Genomic DNA, 26,777 nt, shown 5'->3' with positions numbered 1-26,777 from the left:
CTTTTTTTACAGCATATATTTGAGATGTTTATCCTCGCCGGTCTTCACCAGGATCTCCTGAGCGACCGGATCGAGAGCCAGAAGTAAATTGGGCATAAGGACATATGCCGGGAACCGGTAGAAAAACTCCTGGACCAGAAGCTTGTTCATGATAAAAAGCAGGAACTCGCGTTTCAGATCGGTAAGATCCTCCGGGTGAGCCTGGCTGACCCGCGGTAAAAGATCGTCCTTTAAGACCGAGAGGTGATGTTCGTTAAGAGAGTTCATCAGTTTTCTGCTCTCGACACCCTGGAAATATCTCAGGATCAGACCCTGGGTTATGAGGATCAGAACGAGAAGGAACGGATACTCTCCGGGAACGAGCGTGATGTCGCTGAGAAATTGTCCAAGCGTCATGCCCGGGAAAAACATCGCACCCACAATGATGAGGCAGGTAAACAGACAAAAGATACCGACATACAGCCAGGCTTTCACACCCGCAATTCCGGTATTTTCCTTTTCGGAAAGAGGCTTCCCAACAAAAAATCCAGGAGTTCCGGGTTTTGCGGCAGTGATCCTTGAATAAAATATCAGGATCACTCCGATCTGGACAACAAGCAGAAGGAACATCATCCAGTCGATCATGTCGAAAAATTTCATGACGACCGCACAGAGAAGATCGATCAGATACAGAATGGTGAAACCTTTCACGAGCGGTTTTGTATTGATGAGAAAAGAGTTCCAGAAAAATTCGACCAGGGTCAGCCGGTTTTTTCGGACGGTACGCAGAATATTTGCGAGCCTGAGAAACTCCTGCACATATACCAGAAATTTTTTATCGAAGATGTTTATTTTTGCGTCCGACCCCACTGACGGGATCATCATCAAAAAGAAGTAGAACATGTAGAGATAGAAGCTTCCTTCGATCCAGATCATGAGGATCTGGCCGGGATTCTGGTATTTCATATTGGAAATCACTGCCACTATCACAAACAAAGTGAGCGGAATCAGGATCAGATATTTTGAGCGGGACAAACGATGCTTTCCATCCTCGAGCATCTTTGTATACTCCTCTTCGACCTGAATCTGGTTTTCGATCCTGGTGATAAACTCCTGCTTCTCATTCATAGGATTTCTATTTTATATGTCTGAAAAATTGATAATCCTATTCCTACGATAAGCTTTAACATAAAAGTACAACCAACACATGTTCATAATGGCTGAGGGGGATGAACCGATCTACAATGTCAATGACAGGGTGCCTTTGGGAACGACGGTTCTCACGATCCTGCAGCATTTCTTCGTCCTTGCCGTGTACATGACGTATCCGGTTATCATCAGCAATGCGATCGGCGGATCAACGGATCTGACGATGTTTCTGATCAGTGCGACCCTGATCGGCTCGGGGATCGCCACGATCCTTCAGTCTTTTGCGAAAACGGGGGCAGGATACCTTCTGCCGATGGTGCCGAACTCTTCGTATCTGCCGGCATCGCTTCTTGCTGCGACGGCAGGCGGCCTTCCTCTTCTGTATGGAATGCTGATCATCTCGGGACTCTTTGAGATGGTAATCAGCCGGTTCACGAAGTTTTTCCGGATCGTGTTCCCGAACGAGGTCACGGGTGTCGTTTTGTTTCTTCTTGGGATCGCTATCGTTCCGTTTGCATTTCCGCTGTTTTTCGGGAGCGTGGACGCAGGCCCCTTGGACCCGGCATCGACCGTGGTCGGTATTATCACGCTTTCTGCCACGATCCTGTTGAGCGTAATCCCGAAGCGGTTTTTTAAATTCTATGCAATTCTGATCGGTATCGTGATCGGAATGGCAGCTTCGGTGTTTCTGGGCGTTTTCCGCCTCGAGACGCTGTTCGAGATCACGAGCCTTTCGGTGTTCTGGATCCCGAATCCGATCGGAATCGTCTCCTACTCGTTTGATTTCGCTCTGCTGATTCCGTTTACGATCGCGATGATCTGCGTGATGTTGAAGTCGGTGGGAAACATTTCGCTTCTGAACGCCTACACGAAAGAGGGCGAGAAGAATACGCTGAAAAACGGTCTGATGTCGGAGGGAGCAGGGGTCGCGATCGCGGGAGCGTTGGGCGGGGTCGGGATCGGTTCATCTTCTGGAGCGACGGGACTTGTTGTCGGGACCGGGATCGCAGCAAAACGGATCGGGCTCGGGCTCGGGTTCTTTCTGATTCTGTGCGGATTTTTGCCGGCAATCGGCTGGGTGTTCCATATTCTGCCAAAGCCGATCCTTGGAGCGACCCTTTTGTATGCGGTGACGTTTGTGATGGTCACCGGTATCCAGAGTATTTCGTCACGGATGCTGGATCCCCGGCGGAAGTTTGTGGTGATCCTGCCGATTCTGATCGGGGTCTCGTCGGCGGTGTGTCCGTATCTGTATGAAGGTCTCCCGAAAACGCTGGCACTGTTCTTCGCGTCGCCGCTGACGTCCGGGTCGATGGCGGTTTTGGTCCTCGGTCTTGTGCTGAAAATCGGTATCCGAAAGCACCGGTCGTTCGATTTTTCGAAGGACGCGAATCTGCAGAAGTTTCTGTTCGAGTGCGGGAGACAGTGGACGCTTGACCGGATGCAGGTGTTGTCGATCGCAAATCATCTGCAGAGCGTGGCGAATGCCGGAGAGCCGGAGAGGCTTGAGATGAGGTTTGAGTCGATCGGCATGCTCAGAGCGGAGATGGTGTTCAAGGGGCCGGTGGGCGATGTGCCGAAGATCAGCGGGGGACGGGGGAATTTGGAGGTGCAGGGGCGTGTCGTTAGAGCGAGCTATCCGCTGATGTAGATGTCCATCAATTTCGTAAAGGTAATATTTTCAGCCCACAGGATTTGTGTGAGTAAAGTTCTATTACGATTTTACGTCTGGCAAAGATGTTAATACGATTTCTTTTGCTTTGTTCAGAGTTGGAATTATTTCTTTTCCACTAAGTTGGATATTATATTCCTTAATATAGCTTCTATGATTTTTCTTTACAAGAATGTCATCCAAATTTTTCCAAAAATAATTAATAATAACAATGCTCCGATTAAAAGCAGTCCGATTAAACCCACCACGGTTAAATCCGCCAGTAATAACAGATGATGAATATTGAAATTCCACAAAGGTATGATTATGTTTCAATAAATTATTAGGTTGTCTTAATGCATCCATAAAGGATTGTTCATCCGGAGAGCTACCATCTTTCTTATCTCTTCTTTCCCAACAAACCATAATCCACTGTAATAAAGTACCAATTACTAAAAATATCTGGTCCTGTTGTTCCGAAGTGAGTTCCGGTGAAGGTTTCATTGATTTAAGAGTGGTAATCATGGAATCATAACTTGAATTAACTGCAAATCTTAAGTGACTAAAATTAGTTGGTACTATTGTACTATTCTGAGGATTGTTGATGATCATGATTATTGGATAATTGGAAGAAGAGAACGAAATAGATGCCGATGATTTTTTTTATCTCATTCATCTCATTTTCGTGTGGAAAAAACCTTCAGCAACAGCAGTTTGCCTAGTAGACCTCCCAAAAATCCTCAGCACCCAACGTGCCCACACAGAATATATAAAGCAGAAGAACAGCTAAAAAACATATCAACGTTCCCTTATGAAAAAGATCATACTCCCCATACTCCTCGTAATCTTCCTGATACTGATCTCCTGCACGGGATACTATCTTTTTTATCTGAACTCAAATCCCCACATATACCCGGACGACTCCTATACCGGGACCCTCGCCGCAGAATACACCTTCCCCTTCAAAGACAGCTCGGTGACCCTGTTCGTCTCCGTTCCGGCATCCACCTATCAAGGAGCGGGAAATGCCGGATCAAAAACCATTCCCTACACCAAAATACTAACACTCGAATATTATAATAATATCATAAACGATCCCCTGCAGGAGGAAATGTATGCACAGATCCTCGACCAGACAGACCACGTCAGAACCTCATGGAGTCTGACGGACGACGAATATGTCGAGTTGCTCGCGACCTTTGTCCAGAGCATACCGTATACGACAAAAGAAGACTACCGCTATCCTGTTGAAACCGTCATCGACAAATTCGGAGACTGCGACGACAAAAGCATGCTCCTTGCCGGGCTCCTCACACGTGCCGGGTATGATGCAGTATTACTTGTCTTTGAAGAAGAGAGCCATGCAACGGTCGGGATCAAAACCACCGACACGACCGCCTATCCGGATACCGGCGGATATGCGATCCTTGAAACAACCAGCTATAGTTATGTAACAGACAAATCATTCACCTTCGAAGACGGGACCTCACTCAAAAGCACGCCCGTCGTGATCACAGCCGGAGAAGGAACAAAAATCTACACCGCCGGCTATCAGATCGAGGCGATCCTCGCCTACCGGGACAAAGCCGCTGAACTGATCAACCAACTCTCCGCGAAAACAGAATCAAATACGAATACACTCGAGACCATGGAAGAGACCATAACCCAATACGAGAACGATCTCAACTCCCTAGCGGCATTGATGGACGCAAAACTCTCTGCATATAATGCGTATATCGACCAGGCAAATGCAGTTACAACTCAGCAGAAAAAATTAAACAGCGATTATTCGTCAAATAAAATAACATATGCCGAGTATGTGCAGCAGTGGGATATCCTGAAAGCGGAACAGACCGAACTCCTCACAGCTGCCGATGAAGCTTGGGATGGATATACTGCATATCAAACAGAGTATGAGACACTGTATGCAGAATATCAGGCATACTTCTCAACATATACCAGTACCTACGCCACGTACAGCAGCACGGTCGGCGAACAGAACCGGTTTGTAGACATCTATAATCTCATCATTTCTGAGCCGTATAATCGGGAATATGTATATCAGACCGTGGTGAATTCGCCGAATCTCTGAGAAGCAGCTACTCCTCGTCAGCCGAGAAGGTTTTGTCAGCTTTCAGTTTCCTTCCCTGCCTTATCACAAGAGCATAGATCACCGCCGTCAGGACACCTGATACAACATACGACATCTCAAGAGGCATGCCGATCCCAAACGGCACTCCTGCGAGGTGTTCCGGGCTTGCCCATAAAATAAACGAGATCACGATAAACAAAATACCAACGCCCGGTATCATCGAGATCCAGAACGGTTTTCCTTTGCTGATCAGATACACCGTCGCCGTCATCAAAGCAAACGAGGCGATGACCTGATTGAACCAGGAAAAGTAATTCCAGAGGATCGCATACCCGGTCGGGATCAGATTTGACCAGAACAGAAGCATGGTAATCACGGCAACCAACGGAAGAGCCAGAAGGATGCGTTTTCTCATCGTCGACTGATCGAATCCGAAGTGGCCCGCGACCGAGGTCCGGATGACTCGAAGGGCCGTGTCCCCGCTCGTGATCGCGAGGATGATCAGCACGATTATCGCGAGCACGATCAGAAACGTCGGAAACACCATATCCAGGATCTCGAAGATGATCGCGTTCCCGTTCGTTGACGCAAGCATCTCCGGTTTGAGCGTGAAAATTATCGAAGCCCCTGCCGCCCAGATCATCGCGATGATCCCTTCCGCAATCATCATACCGTAGAATACTCGTCGTCCTTCACGCTCCGAGGTGATCGTCCTCGACGTGATCGGCGACTGGGTCGCGTGGAACCCGGAAAGGATCCCGCAGGCGATCGTGATGAAGAGCATCGGAATGATCGGCTGACCGTCAGGATGAGCGGTGAATGCCGCCGCAATTCCCGCCGGTGTCAGAACAATATCCGGAATATCCGAAGCAAATGGAATATATGCAATACACAAAAGGGCTGTGACCACGATCAAAGCCACGCCGAATATTGGATAGATCCTGCCGACCACTTTGTCGATCGGAAAGATCGTCGAGATGATATAATAGACAAATATCCCGATCACCGCACAGATCAGAACGGACACGCCGAACGGAAGCAGCAGCTGAATGAAGTTTGCCGGAATGTTTGTGAACGTCGTAACGAGAAGCAGGAGCGAAAGAATGACCAGGACAATAAAGAGCCCGCCGACATTTCTGCCGAAAAACTTGTTGACCAGGCTTGTCATGTCGGAACCGTTGTTCCTCGCGGAGATCATCCCCACATAATAATCGTGAACGGCCCCCCCGATCACGTTTCCGATCGGGAGAAGAAGAAAAACGATCGCACCGAACTTCATACCGAGGACCACGCCCACGACCGGACCCATACCCGCGATGTTCAACAACTGGATCAGGAGATTCCGCCTTGTGGAAAGAGGAACACGCTCGACCGCGTCCGGATGATTCAGTGCCGGCGTTTTCCGGTCGTCGGGCCCGAATATTTTTTCCGCAACCTTACTCCAGAAGAAATAGCCGAAGATAAGGATACAAATGCCTACGAGAAACGTGATCATACTGAGTAATCAGTGTAAAACATATGACACGTTAAAAATTGTGAAAAATAGTTGGGAGTATTACTTCTTTTCAGGAGTCTGACAGCTGCATGTGCAGTTGCCCGGACAGCAGGCTTTTGCAGCCTTCTCGGCACGATTCTCTTTCCAGAGTTCGTCGGCTACCGGTCCCCATTTCTCTGCAGCGGGAACGGTTTTCTTCATCAGATCGTGCACGTCTTCGGGGTTCACCATATCCGTGGATTTTGCCCCTGCAGCATCGACCATTGCAGCGAGTCTCTCCGGATTGTCGAGTAACGGACAGGGACGAAGAAGGTTCTGGTTGAACGGCTGGTTTTTCCGGTACTGCATAAAGAGCGGGGATTTGTATGCCTCGAGGAGTGTGTGGGTCCTGATGTTTGCATCAGAGTAATGGATGAATGCACACGGCTCAATGTCGCCGTTTGCATTGATGTGGAGGTAGAATTTCCCGCCGGCGATACAGCCGTTCACATACTCGCCGTCATTCCAGAAGTCCATGGCAAAGATAGGCCGGGTAGCTCTGATGTGTCTGACCTGGTGATACATATGCTCTCTCTGCTCAGGCGTTGCCAGAAGCTCAGGAACGGCGTCAACGCCGACCGGCATGTAGGTAAAGAACCAGGCAAACTTTGCTCCCCGGGCGATCATATCATCGATGTAGACATCGCTGCCGATAATATCGGTGTTTGCACTCGTGTAGCAGCAGGAGATCCCGAACGGGAGTTTCTTCTCTTTCAGGATCGCCATCGCCTTGATGACTTTTTGATAGACCCCAGCTCCGCGTCTTCCGTCGGTCGCTGCCTCGTCACCCTCGATACTGATCGCCGGAACAAAGTTGCCGACTCTGAGCATCTCGTCGGCGAATGCCTCGTCGATTAACGTGCCGTTCGTAAAGGAAAGGAAAATACAGTCACTGTGCTTTTCGCACATCTTGATGATATCCTTTTTCCGGACAAGAGGTTCTCCGCCCGAGTAGAGGAAGAAGTAGGTACCAAGGGCTTTTCCCTGCTCAATGATCGAATCCCATTCTTCGAGGGACAGATTCATCCGGTTGCCGTACTCAGCTGCCCAGCATCCGATACATTTCAGATTGCAGGCACTGGTCGGATCCATCAGAATGGCCCAGGGGATGTTGCATCCTTCCTCATCTCTGAGTTTGATCTTCTTGTCTCTGCCGAGAACAACAGCATTGACGATAAAATTCTCGAAGATCCGTTTTCGGACCCCGGGATCGATATCGGTGTAAAGATCTTTGATGAACTTGTACCAAACTCCGTCTTTGTCGGAGAGCACACGTTTCACGGTGGGAAGAGGACCGTCCAGCGTGTTGTTTCTGTCCAGGAGCTCGACCCACTTAAGGAGCTTTGGAATGTTTTTGTCAGGGTCGGAATCAAGGTAACTAAGAACACGCTTGATACCGAGCATCTGTAATTTTTCTTTTAACGTAGTATGCGTCATTATTGGTTAACTCCCAAAGGGGTAGTGAATAACTATAATTATCATTCCTTCTCTTTGATATACTTGTTGTCACGAATTGACGGTAAAAAAAAGGTTAATCATCGTGTTTTTTGCCTCGACTTCGCATCTTGTAGAAGATCACGATGATAACTAAAACAGCGATGATATAGGCGATGATCGGGACAAATTCGACCGTAAAAGTCTGACTCATCATCACAAGCGACAAACCGATCACGATCGCAGAAAGGATCAGCCCGATAACCAGTTTATCAACGGAACTTTCGATCGTTTTACTCAGCTGCGTGACCTCTTTAGCAGAGATATCCACTTTGAGTTTTCCTTCCGAAGCCATCTCGAGAACCGAGCCGAGCTGCCGAGGGACCCGGGCAAGATCTTCGAGTCTGACTTTGGCATCCAGCATCTTTTTCTGCAGGTTGGCAGGGTCCTTCATCTCATCTGCCACGATCTGCTTTAAGAAAGGTTCCACTTCTTTGGTGAATTCAAGATCCGGATCAAGGGTGAAGGCAACATTGGAGACAAGCATCAGGGCTTTTAAGAGCTGCATGATGTTTGGCGGAACACGGATGTTGTTTTTCTGGAACAAATCCTGGATAGAGCCGAGGAGACCGGAGAAGTTCACCTGGGCACCCATCTCTTTGTAATCCTGGAGAGCCAGATACAGCTCTCCCCGGAATTCGTCGATACCAGTCTGAGGGATCTGAACACCCAGATTTTTGATGTACCGGATGGTCATGTCGGTGTTGGCAGAAAGGAGCGCGAGGATAAGCGAGATGAATTTGTTTCTCATATCCTTCATCACGACTCCGCAGACGCCGAAGTCGAGGAAGACCAGGTCGCCGGACGGCGAGATCCGGAGATTTCCTGCGTGCGGATCGCCGTGATAGAAACCGTTTTGGAAGATCTGGACCATGAAGGCTTTCAGACCACGGCTTGACAGCTCTTTTGGATCCATGCCCATCGCAATGATCGCATCGATGTCGTCGCTTCTGCATCCGGCAACAAATTCCATGGCAAGCAGCTCTTTTCCGGAGAAGTCCCAGTAGATCTTCGGGACCTTTATGCCGGGGATGCCGGAAAGTCTCATGTTCCGGGCGAGGCGCTCGGCATTCATACCATCACGGTTGAAGTCCAGTTCCTTTCTGATCTGTGTGGTGAAGTCGTCGACAAGAGAGACCGGATTATACATACGCAGTTCCGGGCGTTTGTCTTCAAGCAGCTGGGCGATGGATCGAAGGAGAACGACATCCTGTTCGATCCTTTCTGTGATCCGGGGACGCTGGATCTTCAGGGCAAGAATGGTCCCGTCCTGCATTACGGCCCGGTACACCTGCGAGATAGAGGCAGCAGCAAGGGGTTTTGGATCGACTGAGGTGAAAACGTCACGCCAGTCGGGGATGTATTCATCCAGCGTGGGGATGACTTCATCAAACGGGACCACGCCCACCCTGTCCTGCAGTTTGCACAGCTCGTCGATCATTTCGGCAGGGAACAGTTCAGTTCTCGTGCTCATGAGCTGACCGAATTTTACAAACGTGGGACCCAGTTCTTCAAGGGCCATACGGACCCTGACGTACGTCGAGTATCCGCTGTACTCCTCAACAGCTGTTTTTTTCGTATTGATAAAACCGGGAAACAGTTCGTTGATGAAGTACCCAAACCCATATTTGACTAATACATCAGCGATCTGACCATATCTTCGAAGACTTACACTCGCCATAGTGTAGTTGTTAATTGGCGTTTACAGATGTTAATATTACGGCTAAATTATCCTATAGAAAGCACTTATAACCTTGAGGCTCGAATTATTGTAATGCCTTAGAAACTAAGGAAGGATTGATAAAAATGGACAAATACCGTTGCTCGGTCTGTGGATACGTCTACGACCCTGAAAAAGGTGCAGGTATCATGTACCCGCCAGGAACCGCTTTTGAATCGCTTCCGGACACATGGAAGTGTCCTGTCTGCGGCGCCAGCAAATCGCAGTTCAAAAAGGTGTAAACGCTCATGGCAGCCCGCGAGATTGTTGAAAATATCTATGCGGTCGGTACGATCAACTGGGACCTCCGGTACTTTGATGCGATCATGCCGACACCGAGAGGAAGCAGTTATAACGCTTACCTCGTAAAAGGAAGCGAAAAGACCGCCCTTGTTGATACTGGTGAACCCCACGAAGAAGCAGAGTTCATCACCAATCTTATGCGGCTGGACCAGCATTCTCTGGATTACGTCGTCTGTCTGCACGCTGAGCAGGATCATTCAGGCATGCTTCCGCTGCTTCTCGAAGTGTATCCGATGGTGAAGGTCGTCACAAACGAGGTCTGTAAAGGACTTCTGATGGCTATGCATCATCTGGAAGAACTCGAAGAGCGGTTCATCGTTATCGGGGACATAGAGACACTTTCTCTTGGCGACAAGACGCTGAAGTTCTATCTCGCTCCCTGGGTCCACTGGCCCGACACGATGTTTGCAGAAGTGGTCGAAGACAAAGTTCTGTTCACCTCGGATTTCCTTGGTACCCACTACGCATCCCCGACACTTTTCCAGGATAATGATCTTCCCGAATATCTGGAGGCAGCAAAACGCTACTATGCAGCGATCATGATGCCTTTCAGGGCATCGGTCCGCGAGTATCTTGCACTGATCGATGAGATCGCGCCGGTCATTATCGGTCCAAGTCATGGTCCAGTCCTGAAACTTCCCGCAAAGATCATTGATCTGTATCGGGAATGGTCATCTGACACGCCAAAGAACGCGGTCGTTGTCGGGTATGTATCCATGCACGGCAGTACCAAAATGATGGTGGATTTCCTGGTTGACGATCTTGTTCAGCGCGGGATCCCCGTTCAGCAGTACAATCTTCTTGAAACGGACACCGGTGTACTTGGCAGTGCGATCGTTGATGCAGCCACAATTATTCTTGCAACACCGACCGTTCTCTTCGGCCCTCACCCGGTTGCAGTAAATACTGCATATCTGGTCAGAGCACTTCGTCCGAAAGCTAAGTACCTTGGCGTGATCGGTTCATTCGGCTGGGGAACCAATGCCGTGAACTATCTTGCCGAGATGCTGTCTCCTCTCGGAGCCGAAATGCTTGAACCGGTGTACATCAAGGGTCTCCCGGATGAACCGGCGATCGAAGCTCTGCACAAACTTGCAGATTCTATTGAAGAGCGTCATAAAACGCTCTGATTCTCTTTTTTATTCCCCGATACGTACGTTTTTATTTACGTTTGACCTAAGATTCTAGTATGACACAGGCAAAAGAAATCTACAAATGTGCTATCTGCGGAAACACGGTCAGAGTAATTGGAAAAGGCAAAGGGCAGCTTGTCTGCTGCGGCCAGCCGATGAACCTGCTTGCAGAAAACAGTACTGACGCCTCGGTCGAAAAACATGTCCCGGTCATCGAAACGGTCCCGGGAGGCTACAAAGTGGCCGTCGGTTCGGTCGCTCACCCAATGGTTGATGAACACTACATCACCTGGGTCGCTCTCAAAACCGATGATGAGATCGTTCACGAGAAGTTCCTTGTGCCAGGAGAGAAACCCGAGATGATAGTAAAGACCACGGCAAAGGCAAAGAAAGCATGTGAGTACTGTAATCAGCACGGACTCTGGGTCAAGGAAGTATAGACTTTCTCTCCATTTATTTTTTTATTCCTGAAAGCTTTTTCTGGGAACGACTATTATTATCAAACACCTAATTGTACTACAAATGGGGTATCTCAGGGAACTTCCGGCGATTGGTCGTGATATCGGGTCAGTACTTCTGCTCATAGGTGCCGCCACACTTCTTCCGATCATTGTCGGGTGTCTCTATCAGGAATGGTATGCTCTTCCCTGGATGGCAACTTCCACGGTCGCGATGCTGGGGATTGGCGGTTTACTTCACCTTCTGCCGAAAAACACGAAACCCCCGAGAGCAAGTCTCTCGATCTCCGCGACCGCTGTTATCTGGGCTCTGGTCGGATTTCTTGGATGTTTTCCCTTCATTTTTGCAGGCATGCCATTCCTCGATGCTGTGTTCGAATCCATGTCGGCGTGGACCGCGACAGGATTTTCCCTTGCAACGAATCTGGAAGACTGGCCGAACACCATTCTTCTGTGGCGTTCACTGATGCAGTGGATCGGCGGTCTCGGGATCGTCGCATTCACGCTGACGGTTGCAAGCCGCTCAGGACTGGTCACCCAGAATCTCTACCGCTCCGAAGGCGGATCGGAATCATTCATGCCGAGCGTGATCGCGACGGCTTTTCAGATGTGGAAAATCTACCTCACGTTAACGCTGATTGCGATTCTCGCAATTCTTCTGACGGGACTCAGTCTCTGGGACGCAGTCAACATTGCCTTTTGTGCGATCGCCACAGGAGGCATGTCAATATATGCCGATGGTATTACACACTTTAACAATTTTGCGCTCGAAATGGTTTTGGTTCCGATCATGCTCGCCGGAGCGATCCCGTTCCGGCTCTATTATGTGATATATGTCAGCAGATCGTTTCGGGAGATCCTGCACGACCGGATCCTGCACATGTTGATCGGCGTGTTCATTTTGGTTTCAGCGGTTTTGATCGTTGAACTTTTCACCGCAGGAATGCCTCTCATGGACACCCTTCGGGAAAGTCTCTTCATGGCCAGTTCGGTCGTGAGTTCTACCGGATTCCAGAACACGACCTTTGCCGGCTGGGGAATGGCGCCGATCCTGTTCCTTTCGATATTCCTTATGATCGAAGGAGGCCAGGGAAGTACATCGGGAGGTATCAAACTGAATCGTATCCAGATCATGTTCGAAGCATTTAGCTGGTGGTTCAGAAAGACGCTGCAGAGTCCGCGTGCAGTGGTCCCGATACGTCACGACGGAAAACCTCTCTACGGAAAAGCGGGGGAAACACTGATCACAAAATCCCTTCTTGTGATACTGCTGTATGTTTTGCTCATGATCGGAACACTGATCGTGCTCCTGCACGACCCGTACTTTTCGCAGAATCTCGCCGGTACGATCTATGATCTCTGCAGCTGTATTGGAAACAACGGCAGCTCGACCGGAGTTATCGGACCTCTGATGCCGGATTACTCGAAAGTCATTATTATCTTTGTTATGTGGATCACCAGACTGGAAATTATCCCGGTGCTTATTCTGATATGGGGTATCCTTCGGGGATTCGATACGCAAAAAGGCACACGTAAGAGAGATGAATAATAGCATGAAGGTTCGGTCTCCTGACCAGACAACATGGATTTAACTCAAATTATATGTATTCTGCAAATCAATATATACGGGAATGAGACAGATCGCCCTCTATGGAAAGGGAGGTATTGGAAAATCCACTACATCGGCAAATCTTTCGGCGGCATTTTCGGAGATGGACCTGGATGTCATGCAGATTGGCTGTGACCCGAAACATGACAGTACCCGTATGCTCATGCACGGACGCTGGATCCCGACCGTTCTTGAACAGATGTATGATCAGAAGAAGATCAAAAGTGAGGACATAATCTATCAGGGATTTGGGAACATCCGCTGTGTCGAGGCAGGAGGACCTGAGCCGGGGATCGGGTGTGCGGGTCGGGGGATCATTGCAACGTTCCAGCTTCTGGAAAAAATGAATTCGCTCTATGGGGACGTAATAGTATATGATGTTCTTGGCGATGTCGTCTGCGGAGGGTTTGCGATGCCGATGAGAGACGGATATGCACAAGAGGTCTATCTTGTGACAAGCGGGGAATTGATGAGTCTCTATGCGGCGAATAATATCTGTAAAGCGATAGCCCGGATATCGGAGCGAAGCACCGCGAAATGCCGGCTTGCCGGTGTGATCTGCAACGCGAGAAATATGGAGAACGAACAGGAACTCGTCGAGGAATTTGCAAAAAGGATCGGGTCAAAGCTTATCTGTTATATTCCGCGGAGCAACTCGGTCAGGACAGCGGAAGTGAATCAGATGACGGTCATCGAACACGACCCGACATCCGAGCAGGCGGCTGTTTACCGTGACTGTGCAAAAACGATGCTGGATAACACTGATCTCAGGATCCCGACACCGCTCGAATTAGAGGAACTTGAAGAACTTGCAAGAGAATATCTCTGAGTCAAGGATGGCAGGGTGCACCCTCACAGGTGCCCTTTCCGTCGCCTGTTTTATTCCCGGGGCAGTAACGGTAGTTCACGCCCCGAAAGGCTGTGCCCATCAGACATTTTCCATGCTCCATGCATTGATGAACGAAGCGGAGACGAAAATCGTCCCTGAGATCCTGGTCTCGGGTCTTTCTGACAAAGATGTCATCTTCGGCGGAGAGGCCTGTCTTAATCAGGCTCTTGACCGTGCAGCAGAGAAACATCCGGAGCTGATCATCGTAGTTACATCCTGCGTGCCGGAAACGATCGGCGATGACTGTCTGGCCGTCTGCCGGGAACATCCGTATGCTGCGTCGGCCCTCTATATTCCAACATCCGGGTTCCTTGGAGGGAGTGCAAAGGACGGGGAGAACGCTGCACTGATCGGACTTTCAACTCTGGCAGCGCCTGCCGAACCGATTCCTGGGACTGTTGGAATCATCGGGGAAAAAAATCTGGAGTCCGAGGTCGAGGAGAATTTTGCCGAGGTGAGTCGGCTGCTCGATCTGCTGGACCTTACCGTCACGGTCAGATTCTGCAGAAATGCCGGGATAGCGGATCTCCGAAAACTTGGAACAGTCTCTTGTTTTATTTTACGAGACGGACGCTGCGCAGATGCGGGACGTGAACTTGGAAAGAGATTCAACCGACCGGTGATCGGCGAGTTTCCACGGGGACTCTCAGGTTCGATCGCATTTTTGCAGGAGACCGGAAAAGCCTGCGGACTTTCTGCAGACGTTATCGCAGAAGCGATTTCGAAAGAGACTGAACACCAGAAAATGATGCTCGAACGATTTGCAAATCTCTCCGAGAGCGAGGTTTGCCTCGGGGTCGAACCGTTCGAAGGAACACTTGCCGTGGCACGGGAAGCGCTAAAACGCCTTGGGATGACCGAGTCTCCCAAGGGAATCAAAGTGAGACTGCCGTTCTATCTGCCTGTCGGGGTATCCGGGACAATGAAGATGCTCTATCTCTGGAGGAGGGCGATCCTCCATGGATGAAAGGCTGTGTGTGAATCCGGTCTGGCCGTGCGCCATGACAGGGGCCTGTTCAGTCCTTGCCGGCATTTCCGGGATCAACGTGCTTATCCACGGCTCTTCAGGCTGCTATTATTATCCACGGTCACTGCTGAAGGTCCCGCTGTTCAGCACCTATCTCCTGGAGTCGGAGATCGTGTTCGGGACGGTAAACCGCCTGAGAGAAGTCGTGAGCAATCTTTCGACGTCGAACAAACCGATCGCCATTTTGAACACCTGTATCCCGGCACTTACCGGCGATGATCTCTCGGGGGCGTTTTCCGGAGGGGAAGGGATCTTTGTCGACGCTCCCGGATTTATCGGGAATGTTGAGAAGGGAGCGAAGATCGCCTTCGACAGTCTCGGGATCAAGACGGATCCATCGCGCGAAGGCGTGAACATCGACGGGGTTTCTCTTTTGGATCTCTTTTGGCGGGGAAATCTCCACGAAGCCGAGCGGCTTCTCTCACAAATGGGAATCCCGGTGGCCGTCCGATTCGCGAAAGACAGCTATGAAAATCTCCGGCAGGGAGCGGCTCTCCATACCGTATCGGTAAATCCGTCGTACCCGTCGGGAATCGGAACGATGCTTGGTTCATTTCTGTTCTCCAATCTGAAAGAGACCTGTGCAAAACTCGCAGATACATTCCCGAACGCAGATACAGATCCGGTTTTTGAGGAATGGAAACGCGCTGACGAGCAGATTTTTTATTCATGCGACAAGTATCTCCGAAAATATGAACCGCCGGTCGTGGCCGTCTGCGCTCAGGAGAGTTACGCAGTGTTCGCCACAGTGATGATGGAACATTATTTTGGCTCCGAGGTCCCGGTAATCCTTGCACGAAACAGTGATGCAGTATCTATTCCCTGTGAAACCGATCTGACGAAGATCACCAGGCAGATTGCTGACTGCGCTCCTGACCTTATTCTAGGATCAACATTTGAAGCAAATGCCCATCCCAACGCCGCATTCCTCGGGATCACGCCGCCCGACCGAAGCAGGGTCTCGATAGCGGCACGGCCAATTGCCGGGGTCGAGGGTGGGATTCTGTTTATCGAGAGCGTGCTGAATACGTTGATAGACAGAGCTTCTCTGAAGCAAAAAACGAATAAATAAGAGATTATTTTTATTACGACGATAATGTATCAGTCGATTTTTATTGTTGTCAGTTTCACTGACTCAACACCTTTGAGAGACATAAGGCGCTCTGCAAGCGTTTTGAGCTGTTCGCCCTGACCACGGACAAGAATGACCTCAAGACACCGTTCATCACTGACATGTGAATGGATAGTGGACTGGACAATATGTCTGTTTCCATGCTGGATCTCCGTGATCGCTTCCATAAGACCGCGGTGATCGTGATCATAGACCATCGTAATGACACCCTGGCGTTCTCCCGAAACGTCATTCATCCATTCATAATACGTGATATAGGAACGGATCGCATCCCTGATCCCCTCCGATCTTGAAGAATATCCGCGTTTCCCGATGATATCATCAAATTTATTCAGAAGATTCTCAGGCAGCGAAATACCAATACGTGAAAGATCCGACTCTCCAACCATATTGAAGTATTTGTCGTATCCCTATATTAGAGTTCTTACATAATCTGAATTAATGAAGGGGTTGTACGTACTTTGGATGAAAAAAAGAGGAGTTAACTACTCTTCCCTGAGGAGGAGTAGACGATCTTCGCCGCGAGGAGAATTACAACGAGAGCTGCAAAGATTCCTATGATCAAGGCTATTATTCCACCGGCCATACTATCTCCGAGAGCATAATCAGGCATTGGCGCCGACCATCCGATCGGATCTTCAGCTTCAATGATCTCTTCTCCCGTTGCCGGAGCAAATACTTCTTTAACGCCTCCACTCACAAGCAGTGTGCTGTCAAGTCCGTCCGGATCGCCTGATGCGAATAAGACCGCACAGCCCCCGATAATGAGAGCGATGACAAGACCAGCAACAAGGAACTTCTTGATCGGGACAGCCTTTTTCGTCGTATCTCCCGTCAGTTCCGGGCGAACGGTGAAGACAAGCGTTACCACAACCGCAGTTATGATACCTTCAATGATACCGATGATCGCGTGGTAGATAAACATTGTCGGAAGACCGACCGAGATCGGAACAGCGCCGAGAATGGCGATTTCAACAGCGGCACAACAGGCAGCGATAACACACGCAAGCCATGCTGCTATACCTGCTGCTCCCGCGAGAGGAAGCTTTGGAAGAGCTGATCTGAGTCCTTTGAATGAGTAAAATCCGACAAATCCTGCAACAACACCCATATTGATGATGTTTGCACCAAGTGCCAGGACTCCGCCGTCACCGAAGATGAGTGCCTGAATGACAAGAACGATCGTCAAAATAAATACAGCAGCAAAAGGCGAGCCGAGAATGATGGCTGCGAGAGCACCGCCGACTAAATGTCCAGATACACCAAAACCGGTAGGAAGATTGAATGCCTGAAGGGCAAAAATGCCTGCGGCGATGACCGCAAGGATCGGGATTTTAGATTCGTCAAGATTTTTCCTTGCCCAGTTTATTGCAAGAGCAATAAAGACAAGAGCAATTATCCAGAATACGATACCAATTGGGACGCCGAGTCCGCTATAACCAAACAGAAAATCAGGTATGTGCGTAGTGTTTTCACCTGTATATTACAATAACACGTATTATGTAATAAGTGTTACTACGCGTGCGAGTTGATATAAAAGGTATTATTTTAACATCCAGATTGTAAAAAACGTATTATTTCTCATCGATCACCATCTCCAGAAGATCCTCGCCGTCCTCCACATCCTTGAGACGCTCTTCACCTATCACGAGCGTTTTGCCGATCATCTTTTCTTTCCGATAATCAGAGACCACACACAATGAATGGGTGCCGGTGATTTGGGAGATATTGCCCACAAGTTCTGCCCGCTGAACGGTTTTCTGCGGAGATCCGTAACAGGTAAGGATCGTTTTGTTTTCAAACACCGCAAATGCGTGGAAAGGCGACCTTCTAAGTTCCTGCACATTGATACCTATCGACCTGAGATGATCCTCGGGTCTTTTCGGCAGAGCATCGGATTCCGGATTATGACCGGAGGCAAGCGATGCCGGGACACGTTCCTCTTCGGCAGGCGTGTAATGCAGCAGATCGATCGGCATCACGATATCATCGTTGAAAAATTCCTCGAGCCGCATCGCCATCTCAAGGGTCGTACCCATCCCCCCTTCGTACTTGCTGATCGTCCGTCGGGAAACACCTAATGCATGGGCAAGATCGCCAAGAGACATCGACTGTTCTTCACGGAGGTTTCGAAGTCTCTCTGCATCGATGTTCACATACAGACCTCCCGGTGAAGCATACACCAGAGGGAGTTCGCCTTCTGCAAGATAATCATACAGAGTGGAAGACGAAACGGCGTTGATCCCATATCTGAGATAGATCGCCCCCCGTTCCAGAGCGACATCACGCGCGCGCTCCCCGATGATAAGCGGGACCGCGTGGAGATGCCGGGCGATCATATCCAGGTCCCAGGCAATATCTTCGTTTACACTATCGATCTGTGAAACTACTTTGATAACCAGCAGATTCTCTCCCTTTGATGTCATAAGGTCGAAACTTCTCGGACGAATTTCGCATCGTTCCGAGACATTGTATCCAGTCATCAGAAGGATACTGACCACATTTTGGAGGAGTCTGTCGTTGGACATAAGATGTATAATCGTAATAGTAATGCGGTTCTATAAAATAATATCATTTATGTTACTCGGGCTTGATGACACGGATTCACCTGACGGGATGTGTACGACGTACCTTGGGGCGTTGATAGCCGATGAGCTGGAACGCTTGGGGTATGAGGTCACGAACCATCGTCTTGTCAGGCTGAATCCAAACGTCATTTGGAAAACGCGGGGTAACGCGGCAATATGTATCGAGATCTTGGGGGGCGATCCAAAAACCGTTTTTGACATTGCCTGTGGGTTTGTGGACCGGTTCGCACAATTCGACTGCGAAAAAACGAATCCCGGCGTTGTTGTGGTCGATTCTCCTCCGGACCCTGCATTTTATTTTCAGACTCTGCAGAGATTCTGCACAATCGAAGAGACGGTCTCGCGGCTGGAAAGGATCGGGGCGTTGTATAAAGGATACAAAAACGGCAGAGGATTGATTGGGGCACTGGCAGCCGTCTCGTCGGTCCTCCCGGACAAAACCTTTGAATGTCTTGCATACCGAAAGGCAGACGTGCTCGGGACTCCACGTATCTTTGAAAAAGAAGGATTTTTTACTTCAGAGGATAAAACGGCGCCACACACATGGGACACGGTGGATTTTATTCGGAGAGATATCGTCTGTGTTCCTCATGGAAAAGACCCGGTGTTGTACGGGATCCGCGGGGATACTCCCGAGTGGGTCGAAAAAGCGACTGGGTTTCTGGATACCGAAGAGCCGGCATTCTCTCAAATCTGGGAAACAAATCAGGGAACGGATGCTCATCTCCTTTCCCTCCCCTATGGGGGACCTGTTGAAGGGGAATCATACCGGTTTTTTGGTGTGGTAGAATCAGCGCCGAGAACGAACCGCGGAGGTCATGTGCAGTTCACCATCCTCGCAAATGGTGAGAGCATTCAGGTGTTTGCGTTTGAACCAACCAAATATTTCAGGAACGCGGTCCGTGAACTTGCCTGCGGGGACCGGATCACCGTCTGCGGAAGTTTCCAGAAAGGGATCCTTCATCTGGAAAAATTCAGACCTGACCGGCTCACGGAACAGGAACATCGTTCGTCTCCTCGCTGCCCGATCTGCGGCGGACGGATGACGTCTGCAGGAAAAGACAAGGGGTACAAATGCCGGGAATGTTCTGCAAGAGTTCGCGATGTGGAGAGCCGAGAGAGAACTATTCAGACAAGATGGTATGAAGTCCCGCCGGGATCAAGACGGCATCTGGCAAAACCAGCTGTCAGGATGAGAGATTAAGGCGACTTATCAGATCATTAAAAAAAAAGATTGGATTGAGAGAAAGGAAAGAATAAATAGGGGGTTATCCGGTGATGTAATCATCGGTCCTGACCCAAGCTGCTGCCTCAACAGGCAGAACAAAGATCCGGCCATCTCCTTTTTTACCGGTCCGTGCATGTTCACGGATGATTTTTATCAGCATCTCCACATCTTTATCCGGGATAACTATTTCGAGTTTGGCCTTAGGCAGGGTTTTCACCTGCATTTTACCGGCTCTGTACTGAAGGCAGACGCCTCCCTGCTCGCCGCGACCAAGAACTTCGGTGATTGTGACACCCGGAATTTTGTTCTGCTCAAGTGCATTCAATACCTCATCCACCTTTTCCGGGCGGATGATAGCTGTTATCATTTTCATGTTGTGAAACCTCTTTTTGCTTATGCCTGTTCACCGTGCTGGGCAAGGTCCATACCGATGTATTCCTCTTCTTCTGTGGCCCGGAGTCCCATGGTCTTGTCAATGACCCATCCAAGGATGAAGGTCACTCCAAAGGCGAAAACCACTGCGATCACCGCGTCAAGGATCTGGATGCCGAACTGCATGATGTTTCCTTCAAGAAGTCCACCGACCCCGCAGATTGCGGAGACTGCAAAGACACCAGTCAGAATTGCACCAGTGAAACCTCCCATACCGTGGACTGCCCAGGCATCGAGAGACTCATCAAGCCCAACCTTCATTCTCCAGGTAAGGGCACCGTAACAGACAGCAGCGGTAATGATACCGATCAGCAGTCCACCGCCAACATTGACGTATCCTGCTGCCGGAGTGATACCGACTAAACCGGCAATGGCTCCCGAGATGAAACCCAGGGAGTTCGGCTTTCCGCTCTTCCAGGAGAGTGCCATCCAGGTGAGAGCACCAGTGGCAGCTGCAGCTGCGGTTACGAGGAATGCGCTTGCAGCGAGTTGGTTTGCAGCAAGTGCAGAACCTGCGTTGAACCCGAACCAGCCAACAATCAGGAACATTCCGCCGATAAGCGTCATTGGGATGTTGTGGGGACTGAACATCTGTTTGCCGTACCCGACCCTCTTACCTATGACTAAAGCAAGAGCAAGGGCTGCAAATCCAGAACTGATGTGGACGACTGTTCCACCGGCAAAGTCGAGGGCACCGAGGCTATATGCCCAGCCACCGCCCCATGCCCAGTGGGCAAGAGGTGCGTAAACCAGGGTCAGCCACAGAAAACCGAAGACTATGTAGGAGGACATTTTCACCCGTCCAACGATACCTGATGTCAGGATCGCAAGTGCCAGACAGGCAAACATCATCTGGAAACAGACGAACAAAATGTCAGGTATACCGCCTGTCACTCCGTCGATCGGAATTCCCGAAAGACCGACATAATCCAAAGACCAGCCGATAATTCCTCCAACATCAGCGCCGAAGGCAAGCGTGTAACCAATGATAATCCACTGAACTATACCAAGGGCAAGTGCCACAAAGGACAACATCATCGTTGAGATGACGTTCTTCTTCCTTACCATACCACCATAGAACAGCCCGACTGCGGGAACCATCATCAACACTAATGCTGCTGAAATGAGAACCCAGGCTGTTGCACCAGTATCAAGATCCATGAGTAATTCACCTAAATCAGCACAAAACAAATACAAATAACCCGAAAAACAGTCCCGCCGATACCCCGTGGTAATCTTGCACCACGCCGGAGACCGAACTGTATTCCGGATTTTAAGTGGTGTTGATGTGCTGATATAATGTTTGTGCTCCCTGTATAAAATAATATGCTCCGTGTTAACAAGTGTCATAGTAGCACGGAATTAATAACCATATAGAGAGCATACAAATAACCAGATGACACTGGAAGAAAAAATCACCTTTTATTCCCGGGAAGACGCGGCAGCGTTTCAGAAGTATCTCCGGGAAAAGGGATGTCCGTCACGGATATCGGTTGAACACAGCTTTTCGGGAACACCCTACTTTGAGGGAAGCATAGCGTCGATCCTGCAGCTCATAGATAAAATACATGCGCGTGAGACGGATGCCGATCTGGATGAACTGAAGTCCGATCTTCTTGCACGCAAAAAAACCCTTGAGGAGTTTTTCGCATCACACAAAACAGGAGACTGTTTAACGGATGCAACACCTTCACAACTTCTGGCACAGGCGGAATCTATCGATGCAATGGGCGAAGATGTGCAAAAACAGGCATCCGATAAATTCATGAATGCACTGATGATCCTTGGGACCCTGGAAGATAATGATCTTCTGGAAGTATCAGAGGAAAAGGAGTGCTACACGCTTCTTGGAACAAAAAATCCGGAAGATCTCCGCGTTATGTATGCATATACTGACTTCAACGGTGTAACTGAAGATGATCTGAAAGAATCCGGAACGATGAGCCACATCAGAACCTCCTCGACTACCGAGTTTATTATAACAACAGGCGTAGAACTTCTGTTCGTATGCGACATTGAGGATCTTACCGAGTTCTTAGATCATATGGATGTTGAGGACGACGAAGCTGCGCGATTCGTGGATGCGGTCTTTTTCAAACAGGCTTTGATCGGAAAGGTCCATGAACTGGTTTCTGAGGGAAAGCAGAGCGAAGCAGAGCTGCTTGCCGCCTTTGATGCCCCCGCCTTCCCGCTCGAAGGAACAGAAGATGTGATTTCCTTTGATTTATCGCCCGAGTATTTATCAGGAGTCGTCTCTGACCTGAAAAAACAGAGTGTTCTGTCAGGGAAAGACGGTAAGATTAAAACCAGTTAACGTCATATATTACTGTTAGGTGGGGGATGTGGAGTACAAAGCAGTGTGGATACTGCTGCCCTCACCAATTATTCCGAGAGTCTTTTTGTAATTACTAGATCGGCAGTTTTTAATCGATTTTGTATCTCTTATCCCAAGAAAATGCCAGGATAGATATCTTTATTATTTTGTATTACGATTTTAGATTAGTAATAATTCATAGTGCTTTTTCATATCCTAAAAAGCATTTGAGACTATGAGTATCTTTTTGCGATCCCCCATTCACAGTGCAGTTAAGAGAGACTCAGAAAAATATCCAAAAATCAAAAAATCGGTATTGTGCAGAGTTTACGGTAGTATTCCTGGGACCAAGACCGATCACCAGTAGTATGAGAAAAAAACCCGGACCCAGGATCAAAAAAGGTAAGACCATGACCTCGGCAGGAATCATTCTGATAGCTTTGCTCATTTTGATACTCATCGCCGCGACAAGCACCGGGTTGTTCAGCAGCAGTTTGGTTATGCAAAATCCATTCCTGACTAAAGATGTGCAGACGGCAGTCTCTGTTTCCAGGGACGATGTAGTGATTTTCATATCTGGGGGTAATGATGTCGCCGATCTAAGAGAAATCATCATCTGTATAAACGGTGTGCAGCTTACTGAAGATCAGGCACGACAGCACATATACAGCAATACCTGCACGTTTCGGGGAGTTGTCGAAGGGGTCTCCGGAAGCAGAGATATTTCGATAAAAGGAGTGTTTTCTGACGGGGTAACCACGACCCTGAGATGCTGCAAGATAGAGTGCACATGAGGTACGACGTTCTATTTTTTCATTGGCAAGACATACCTATATGGGTTTACCCAACCAACTATATCCAGCATTAAGGTCAAAATCATGCATAAACATTGTAGTACCCCGGTCAAGCAGTTTATCCCCCGCGGCGACATGACCGTGAATGAACTGGTCTGTGAGATGGGAAAAGCAGGAGCGTATAACGGAGGAAGTCTCTTCCATGCCGTAGAAGTGTACGAGAAAATGCTCTCCGACCCCGACATGACAAAGTTCTTCGCTCTTTCCGGAGCGATGGTCCCGGCGGGAATGGGAGGGATCGTAACTACACTCATAGAAAAAGGTCACATCGATGTTCTGACCTCAACAGGTGCAAACCTCACCCATGATGTCATCGAAGCGATCGGCTGTCATCACTATCATGGTAAAGCGGAGTGCGATGATGTCGAACTCCGAAACGATGAAATAAACCGGATCTACGATGTATTCCTGCCAAACGATGCATTCGAGGATCTGGAAGAGTTCATTCAGGACGTATACTGCGGGCTTCCTGAAGAGCCCATCACGATCAGCAATCTTCTGAAAACGATCGGCAATGAACTTGACACAGGGATCCTTGCAGCGGCAGCGAAACATGATGTCCCCATCTACTGCCCGGCATTTCAGGACTCGGTCCTTGGTCTCCAGTACTGGATGTTTTCCCAGTTCCATAAAAAGACGATCCTTGACGCGATCGGCGATATGCATGTTCTCATGAATCAGGTGTTCAATGTCAAAAAGGCCGGAGCGGTTTTAGTTGGCGGAGGGGTCCCGAAGAACTTCACGCTTCAGAGCATGCTGATGACGCCAAACGATTTCACCTATGTGATCCAGCTTACCGGAGACCGCCCCGACCTTGGCGGACTTTCCGGGGCGACGCTTGACGAAGCAAAGTCCTGGGGTAAGATCGGCGAGGGAGGGACCGGCGTTACCGTGTACGGCGATGCCACAATAACACTCCCGATTCTTGCCGCAGCAACGCTGGAGCGTCTGGAGGGAAAATAAATGGCCGAACTTCTTCTCGCACTTGATGTAAAAGGCGCCGGCGAAGCGGTCCGTGTAGCTCGGGCATGCGAAGGGGAACTCGATGCAATAAAAATCGGCTACCCGCTTGTCCTTTCGACCGGTATGGGAATCGTAAAGGAGCTGGCAAAATCCAACATCCCGATCATTGCCGATTTCAAAGTTGCCGACATTCCTAACACTAACACCCTTATCTGCGAAGAGGTCTTTGCAGCAGGATGCTCAGGGATCATCACCCACGCATTCTGCGGATCGGATTCTCTTCAGGCGATCGTGGACGGGGCACATGATCACGGGGGACATGCCTTTGTGGTCTGTGAAATGAGTCACCCCGGAGCTCTTGATTTTCTGAGCGGTGAGAATGCCGAACGAATGGCTAAGATGGCGAAGGAGGCAGGAGCCGACGGGATCATCGCTCCTGCGACAAGACCAGAGCGTACGATGATCTTAAGAAATATCATCGGCAGTTCGATGAAGATCTATTCGCCCGGTGTGGGTGCTCAGGGAGCACAGCCCGAAGATATCAAAAAATATGTTGACGGGATCATTGTCGGCCGTGCCATTTACGAATCAGCTGACCCAGGGAAAGCAGCGCACGAATTCCGCCTGCGTTCCCTCTGATTTTTTTGCGGGCTGACCCGCAAGGTCGGTCTCAGCCGAGGCGGGTGAGCCGACAAGCGAGGGTCGTAGACCCGAGTCGGAGAGCAAACCGAAGGTTTGCGAACAGGCTCGCCCTTAGCTGAGCAAATCTCCGATTTGCGACCGTCGGGTTATTTAACCGCGAATCTCATCTATCCGCACCAACTCCGCACAAGTCTTATTTTTTTATTTTCTCGGGAAGTACGAGAGCAGATCCCACGCAAGGGATTCAGCCTTTTTTTCATTGGTCATTATGGTGTCCAGACGATGAGCTCCGGGCACTTCTATTGCAGAATCCTTGATATCCTGAATGAACATATCCACCACATCTTTGTATATCTGCCAGGTCCCGTAGGACGTGGATTCATAGCCCCATGCCTTCATCAGAGCGGCGGCAGGTCCGCTGATCGGCCGGTTCCCGATAAACGGACTTACGGCCACCGTGAACTTGTTTTGCAGAGCCTCACATACACCGGCACACTCAAGGATAGGACCGATGCTCGTGACCGGATTTGAGGGACCGATGATAACCCCATCACTTTCCTCGATCGCCGAGATGACCTCGGGGGTGGTTTTCAGCGGAGAACCGTCTGCTGTTTTTCTGACGACTCCTTTGATATTCACGTTCCCGCGTCTGCCCACCCAGTACTCCTGAAAATGCATCAGGGAGTCATCCTCACACACCACATACGTCGTAACACCCTGATCCGACATCGGAAGGATCCGCGCAGATACGCCGTAGCCTTTCGCGATCTTCTCGGTGGCCGTAGTAAGGGTCATTCCGTTTCTGAGAAACTCTGCACGGGCAATATTCGTGGCACGGTCCTTGTCCCCAAGGGGCAGGAGTTCAGTGTAGCCGAGTTTTTCCATCGCATGAAATGTCTCAAAGGAATCTCCGCGGATCCCCCACCAGGATTCGGTATTCAAAAGACCGGAGAAGAGATAGAGAATAGAGTCGATATCCGGAGAAACATACAGGCCCGACATCCAGAGATCCTCAGCCGTGTTCACGACAACAGTGATCTCGTGATCACGCAGGATCTGTCTGAGACCGCGGATGAGTTTGGGCGTTCCTGTTCCGCCGGAAAAAACTGTAATCATGGTAAAGGGAATTGGACGGGGAAGGTTATGAAAATTATGAATTAGCGGGGAGTTTTGCTTTCAGCGCAGAAACAAACTCATCTGTCCCTAAAACACCGGCGGGGATGATCGCTCCCTGCAGAGCATCCACGTAAATATACACTGCCCCGTTCTCATTCACGATATCCTGAACCGATGAATAGGGGGAGACTGAGGAGTTTGGACCGATAGAGAAATGCATGCCGTCATCTTTGAGAGACAATTCTGCCGGCATTTCCCAGGGCACGCCAGGGCCTCCCTTACGCAGAAACTTTCTGAGATTTCTGTCGATCATCTTCCAGTAGAACTTCGGATAGATCCAGTAGATCAGGGCAAAAACGATCACGCCTCCGGCGAGCCCTGCCCAGAGATAGGTAAACCCGGTAAATGTGACCGCAAGTAACATCGGGATAAAAAAGAACACTGCCGACATGTAAAAACGGGACCTGGAA

The 26,777-nt window shown here is 49.5% G+C and carries 26 protein-coding genes; 14 read left to right on the top strand and 12 right to left on the bottom strand.

The genetic code is table 11. From position 1 onward, the window contains the following. Positions 1 to 6: 6 nt before the first annotated feature. Positions 7 to 1,107, bottom strand: a complete 1,101-nt coding sequence (locus Q7J08_RS04720; RefSeq protein ID WP_304910540.1) for a hypothetical protein — start codon at positions 1,105 to 1,107, stop codon at positions 7 to 9. Positions 1,108 to 1,195: 88 nt separating this feature from the next. Between Q7J08_RS04720 and Q7J08_RS04715 the strand changes: the two genes are divergently transcribed. Next, the gene (locus Q7J08_RS04715) at positions 1,196 to 2,779 is read left to right on the top strand and encodes a uracil-xanthine permease family protein (protein WP_304910539.1); all 1,584 of its coding nucleotides are present in this window, start codon (positions 1,196 to 1,198) and stop codon (positions 2,777 to 2,779) included. Between the two features lie 63 nt (positions 2,780 to 2,842). On the opposite strand, the gene Q7J08_RS04710 is transcribed toward Q7J08_RS04715, so the two are convergent. Further along, positions 2,843 to 3,391: a hypothetical protein gene (locus Q7J08_RS04710; RefSeq protein ID WP_304910538.1), complete on the bottom strand. Its 549-nt coding sequence runs from the start codon at positions 3,389 to 3,391 to the stop codon at positions 2,843 to 2,845. A gap of 199 nt (positions 3,392 to 3,590) precedes the next feature. On the opposite strand from Q7J08_RS04710, the gene Q7J08_RS04705 reads away from it, so the two are divergent. Next, positions 3,591 to 4,871 carry a hypothetical protein gene (locus Q7J08_RS04705; RefSeq protein ID WP_304910537.1) on the top strand — a complete coding sequence of 427 codons (1,281 nt, stop codon included), beginning with the start codon at positions 3,591 to 3,593 and terminating at the stop codon, positions 4,869 to 4,871. A 7-nt stretch (positions 4,872 to 4,878) separates the two neighbouring features. Here Q7J08_RS04705 and Q7J08_RS04700 read toward each other — a convergent pair whose 3' ends face one another. The 3 genes from Q7J08_RS04700 to Q7J08_RS04690 all read right to left on the bottom strand — a co-directional run bounded on the left by Q7J08_RS04700 (position 4,879) and on the right by Q7J08_RS04690 (position 9,580). Further along, positions 4,879 to 6,366 carry a carbon starvation CstA family protein gene (locus Q7J08_RS04700; RefSeq protein ID WP_304910536.1) on the bottom strand — a complete coding sequence of 496 codons (1,488 nt, stop codon included), beginning with the start codon at positions 6,364 to 6,366 and terminating at the stop codon, positions 4,879 to 4,881. Positions 6,367 to 6,426: 60 nt separating this feature from the next. Then, positions 6,427 to 7,842, bottom strand: a complete 1,416-nt coding sequence (locus tag Q7J08_RS04695; protein WP_304910535.1) for a radical SAM protein — start codon at positions 7,840 to 7,842, stop codon at positions 6,427 to 6,429. A gap of 94 nt (positions 7,843 to 7,936) precedes the next feature. Beyond that, entirely contained in the window at positions 7,937 to 9,580 is a 1,644-nt protein-coding gene (locus Q7J08_RS04690) for an AarF/ABC1/UbiB kinase family protein (protein WP_304910534.1), read from the bottom strand. Between the two features lie 125 nt (positions 9,581 to 9,705). On the opposite strand from Q7J08_RS04690, the gene Q7J08_RS04685 reads away from it, so the two are divergent. The 7 genes from Q7J08_RS04685 to Q7J08_RS04655 all read left to right on the top strand — a co-directional run bounded on the left by Q7J08_RS04685 (position 9,706) and on the right by Q7J08_RS04655 (position 16,110). After that, positions 9,706 to 9,861: a rubredoxin gene (locus tag Q7J08_RS04685; RefSeq protein WP_011832552.1), complete on the top strand. Its 156-nt coding sequence runs from the start codon at positions 9,706 to 9,708 to the stop codon at positions 9,859 to 9,861. A gap of 6 nt (positions 9,862 to 9,867) precedes the next feature. Beyond that, entirely contained in the window at positions 9,868 to 11,052 is a 1,185-nt protein-coding gene (locus tag Q7J08_RS04680) for an FprA family A-type flavoprotein (RefSeq protein WP_304910533.1), read from the top strand. A 59-nt stretch (positions 11,053 to 11,111) separates the two neighbouring features. After that, complete coding sequence (locus Q7J08_RS04675; protein ID WP_304910532.1) at positions 11,112 to 11,495, top strand: desulfoferrodoxin; 384 nt, start codon at positions 11,112 to 11,114, stop codon at positions 11,493 to 11,495. An 82-nt stretch (positions 11,496 to 11,577) separates the two neighbouring features. After that, the gene (locus Q7J08_RS04670; protein WP_304910531.1) at positions 11,578 to 13,062 is read left to right on the top strand and encodes a TrkH family potassium uptake protein; all 1,485 of its coding nucleotides are present in this window, start codon (positions 11,578 to 11,580) and stop codon (positions 13,060 to 13,062) included. A gap of 82 nt (positions 13,063 to 13,144) precedes the next feature. Continuing rightward, the gene (gene cfbC, locus Q7J08_RS04665; RefSeq protein ID WP_304910530.1) at positions 13,145 to 13,951 is read left to right on the top strand and encodes a Ni-sirohydrochlorin a,c-diamide reductive cyclase ATP-dependent reductase subunit; all 807 of its coding nucleotides are present in this window, start codon (positions 13,145 to 13,147) and stop codon (positions 13,949 to 13,951) included. Between the two features lie 7 nt (positions 13,952 to 13,958). After that, a complete protein-coding gene (locus Q7J08_RS04660) occupies positions 13,959 to 14,978 on the top strand; it encodes a nitrogenase component 1 (RefSeq protein ID WP_304910529.1) in 1,020 nt (339 codons plus the stop codon). Then, positions 14,971 to 16,110 carry a nitrogenase component 1 gene (locus Q7J08_RS04655; RefSeq protein ID WP_304910528.1) on the top strand — a complete coding sequence of 380 codons (1,140 nt, stop codon included), beginning with the start codon at positions 14,971 to 14,973 and terminating at the stop codon, positions 16,108 to 16,110. Before Q7J08_RS04660 ends, Q7J08_RS04655 begins: the two co-directional genes overlap by 8 nt. A 29-nt stretch (positions 16,111 to 16,139) precedes the next feature. Here the strand turns inward: Q7J08_RS04655 and nikR are convergent, their stop codons facing one another. From nikR to Q7J08_RS04635, 3 genes are all read right to left on the bottom strand, one after another. Next, a complete protein-coding gene (gene nikR, locus Q7J08_RS04650) occupies positions 16,140 to 16,559 on the bottom strand; it encodes a nickel-responsive transcriptional regulator NikR (protein ID WP_304910527.1) in 420 nt (139 codons plus the stop codon). Positions 16,560 to 16,651: 92 nt separating this feature from the next. After that, positions 16,652 to 17,629 (bottom strand): cobalt transporter CbiM, encoded by a 978-nt coding sequence (cbiM, locus tag Q7J08_RS04640; RefSeq protein ID WP_370651234.1) that lies wholly within the window; start codon positions 17,627 to 17,629, stop codon positions 16,652 to 16,654. Between the two features lie 115 nt (positions 17,630 to 17,744). Next, the gene (locus Q7J08_RS04635) at positions 17,745 to 18,698 is read right to left on the bottom strand and encodes a transcriptional regulator (protein ID WP_304910526.1); all 954 of its coding nucleotides are present in this window, start codon (positions 18,696 to 18,698) and stop codon (positions 17,745 to 17,747) included. Between the two features lie 49 nt (positions 18,699 to 18,747). On the opposite strand from Q7J08_RS04635, the gene Q7J08_RS04630 reads away from it, so the two are divergent. Beyond that, the gene (locus tag Q7J08_RS04630; protein ID WP_304910525.1) at positions 18,748 to 19,962 is read left to right on the top strand and encodes a tRNA(Ile)(2)-agmatinylcytidine synthase; all 1,215 of its coding nucleotides are present in this window, start codon (positions 18,748 to 18,750) and stop codon (positions 19,960 to 19,962) included. 64 nt (positions 19,963 to 20,026) lie between these two features. On the opposite strand, the gene Q7J08_RS04625 is transcribed toward Q7J08_RS04630, so the two are convergent. Continuing rightward, positions 20,027 to 20,359, bottom strand: coding sequence for a P-II family nitrogen regulator (locus Q7J08_RS04625; protein ID WP_304910524.1), 333 nt, complete (start codon positions 20,357 to 20,359; stop codon positions 20,027 to 20,029). A 20-nt stretch (positions 20,360 to 20,379) separates the two neighbouring features. Beyond that, the gene (locus Q7J08_RS04620; protein ID WP_304910523.1) at positions 20,380 to 21,579 is read right to left on the bottom strand and encodes an ammonium transporter; all 1,200 of its coding nucleotides are present in this window, start codon (positions 21,577 to 21,579) and stop codon (positions 20,380 to 20,382) included. 235 nt (positions 21,580 to 21,814) lie between these two features. Here Q7J08_RS04620 and Q7J08_RS04615 point away from each other — a divergent pair, with 235 nt between their 5' ends. From Q7J08_RS04615 to pyrF, 4 genes are all read left to right on the top strand, one after another. Then, a complete protein-coding gene (locus Q7J08_RS04615) occupies positions 21,815 to 22,732 on the top strand; it encodes a hypothetical protein (protein ID WP_304910522.1) in 918 nt (305 codons plus the stop codon). Between the two features lie 368 nt (positions 22,733 to 23,100). Next, entirely contained in the window at positions 23,101 to 23,526 is a 426-nt protein-coding gene (locus tag Q7J08_RS04610) for a hypothetical protein (RefSeq protein WP_304910521.1), read from the top strand. Positions 23,527 to 23,610: 84 nt separating this feature from the next. Next, positions 23,611 to 24,549: a deoxyhypusine synthase gene (locus Q7J08_RS04605; RefSeq protein WP_304910520.1), complete on the top strand. Its 939-nt coding sequence runs from the start codon at positions 23,611 to 23,613 to the stop codon at positions 24,547 to 24,549. Beyond that, positions 24,550 to 25,188, top strand: coding sequence for an orotidine-5'-phosphate decarboxylase (gene pyrF, locus Q7J08_RS04600; protein ID WP_304910519.1), 639 nt, complete (start codon positions 24,550 to 24,552; stop codon positions 25,186 to 25,188). A gap of 204 nt (positions 25,189 to 25,392) precedes the next feature. On the opposite strand, the gene cofD is transcribed toward pyrF, so the two are convergent. Together cofD and Q7J08_RS04590 are read right to left on the bottom strand one after the other, a co-directional pair. Beyond that, entirely contained in the window at positions 25,393 to 26,307 is a 915-nt protein-coding gene (gene cofD, locus Q7J08_RS04595; RefSeq protein ID WP_304910518.1) for a 2-phospho-L-lactate transferase, read from the bottom strand. Positions 26,308 to 26,341: 34 nt separating this feature from the next. After that, on the bottom strand, positions 26,342 to 26,731 hold the full coding sequence (locus tag Q7J08_RS04590) for a hypothetical protein (protein ID WP_304910517.1): 390 nt from the start codon (positions 26,729 to 26,731) through the stop codon (positions 26,342 to 26,344). Positions 26,732 to 26,777: the final 46 nt, after the last annotated feature.

Source organism: Methanocorpusculum sp. (assembly GCF_030655665.1).
Classification (GTDB): domain Archaea; phylum Halobacteriota; class Methanomicrobia; order Methanomicrobiales; family Methanocorpusculaceae; genus Methanocorpusculum.
Note: the sequence above shows the minus strand (reverse complement) of the source record. Positions and strands in the feature narration are given on the sequence as shown.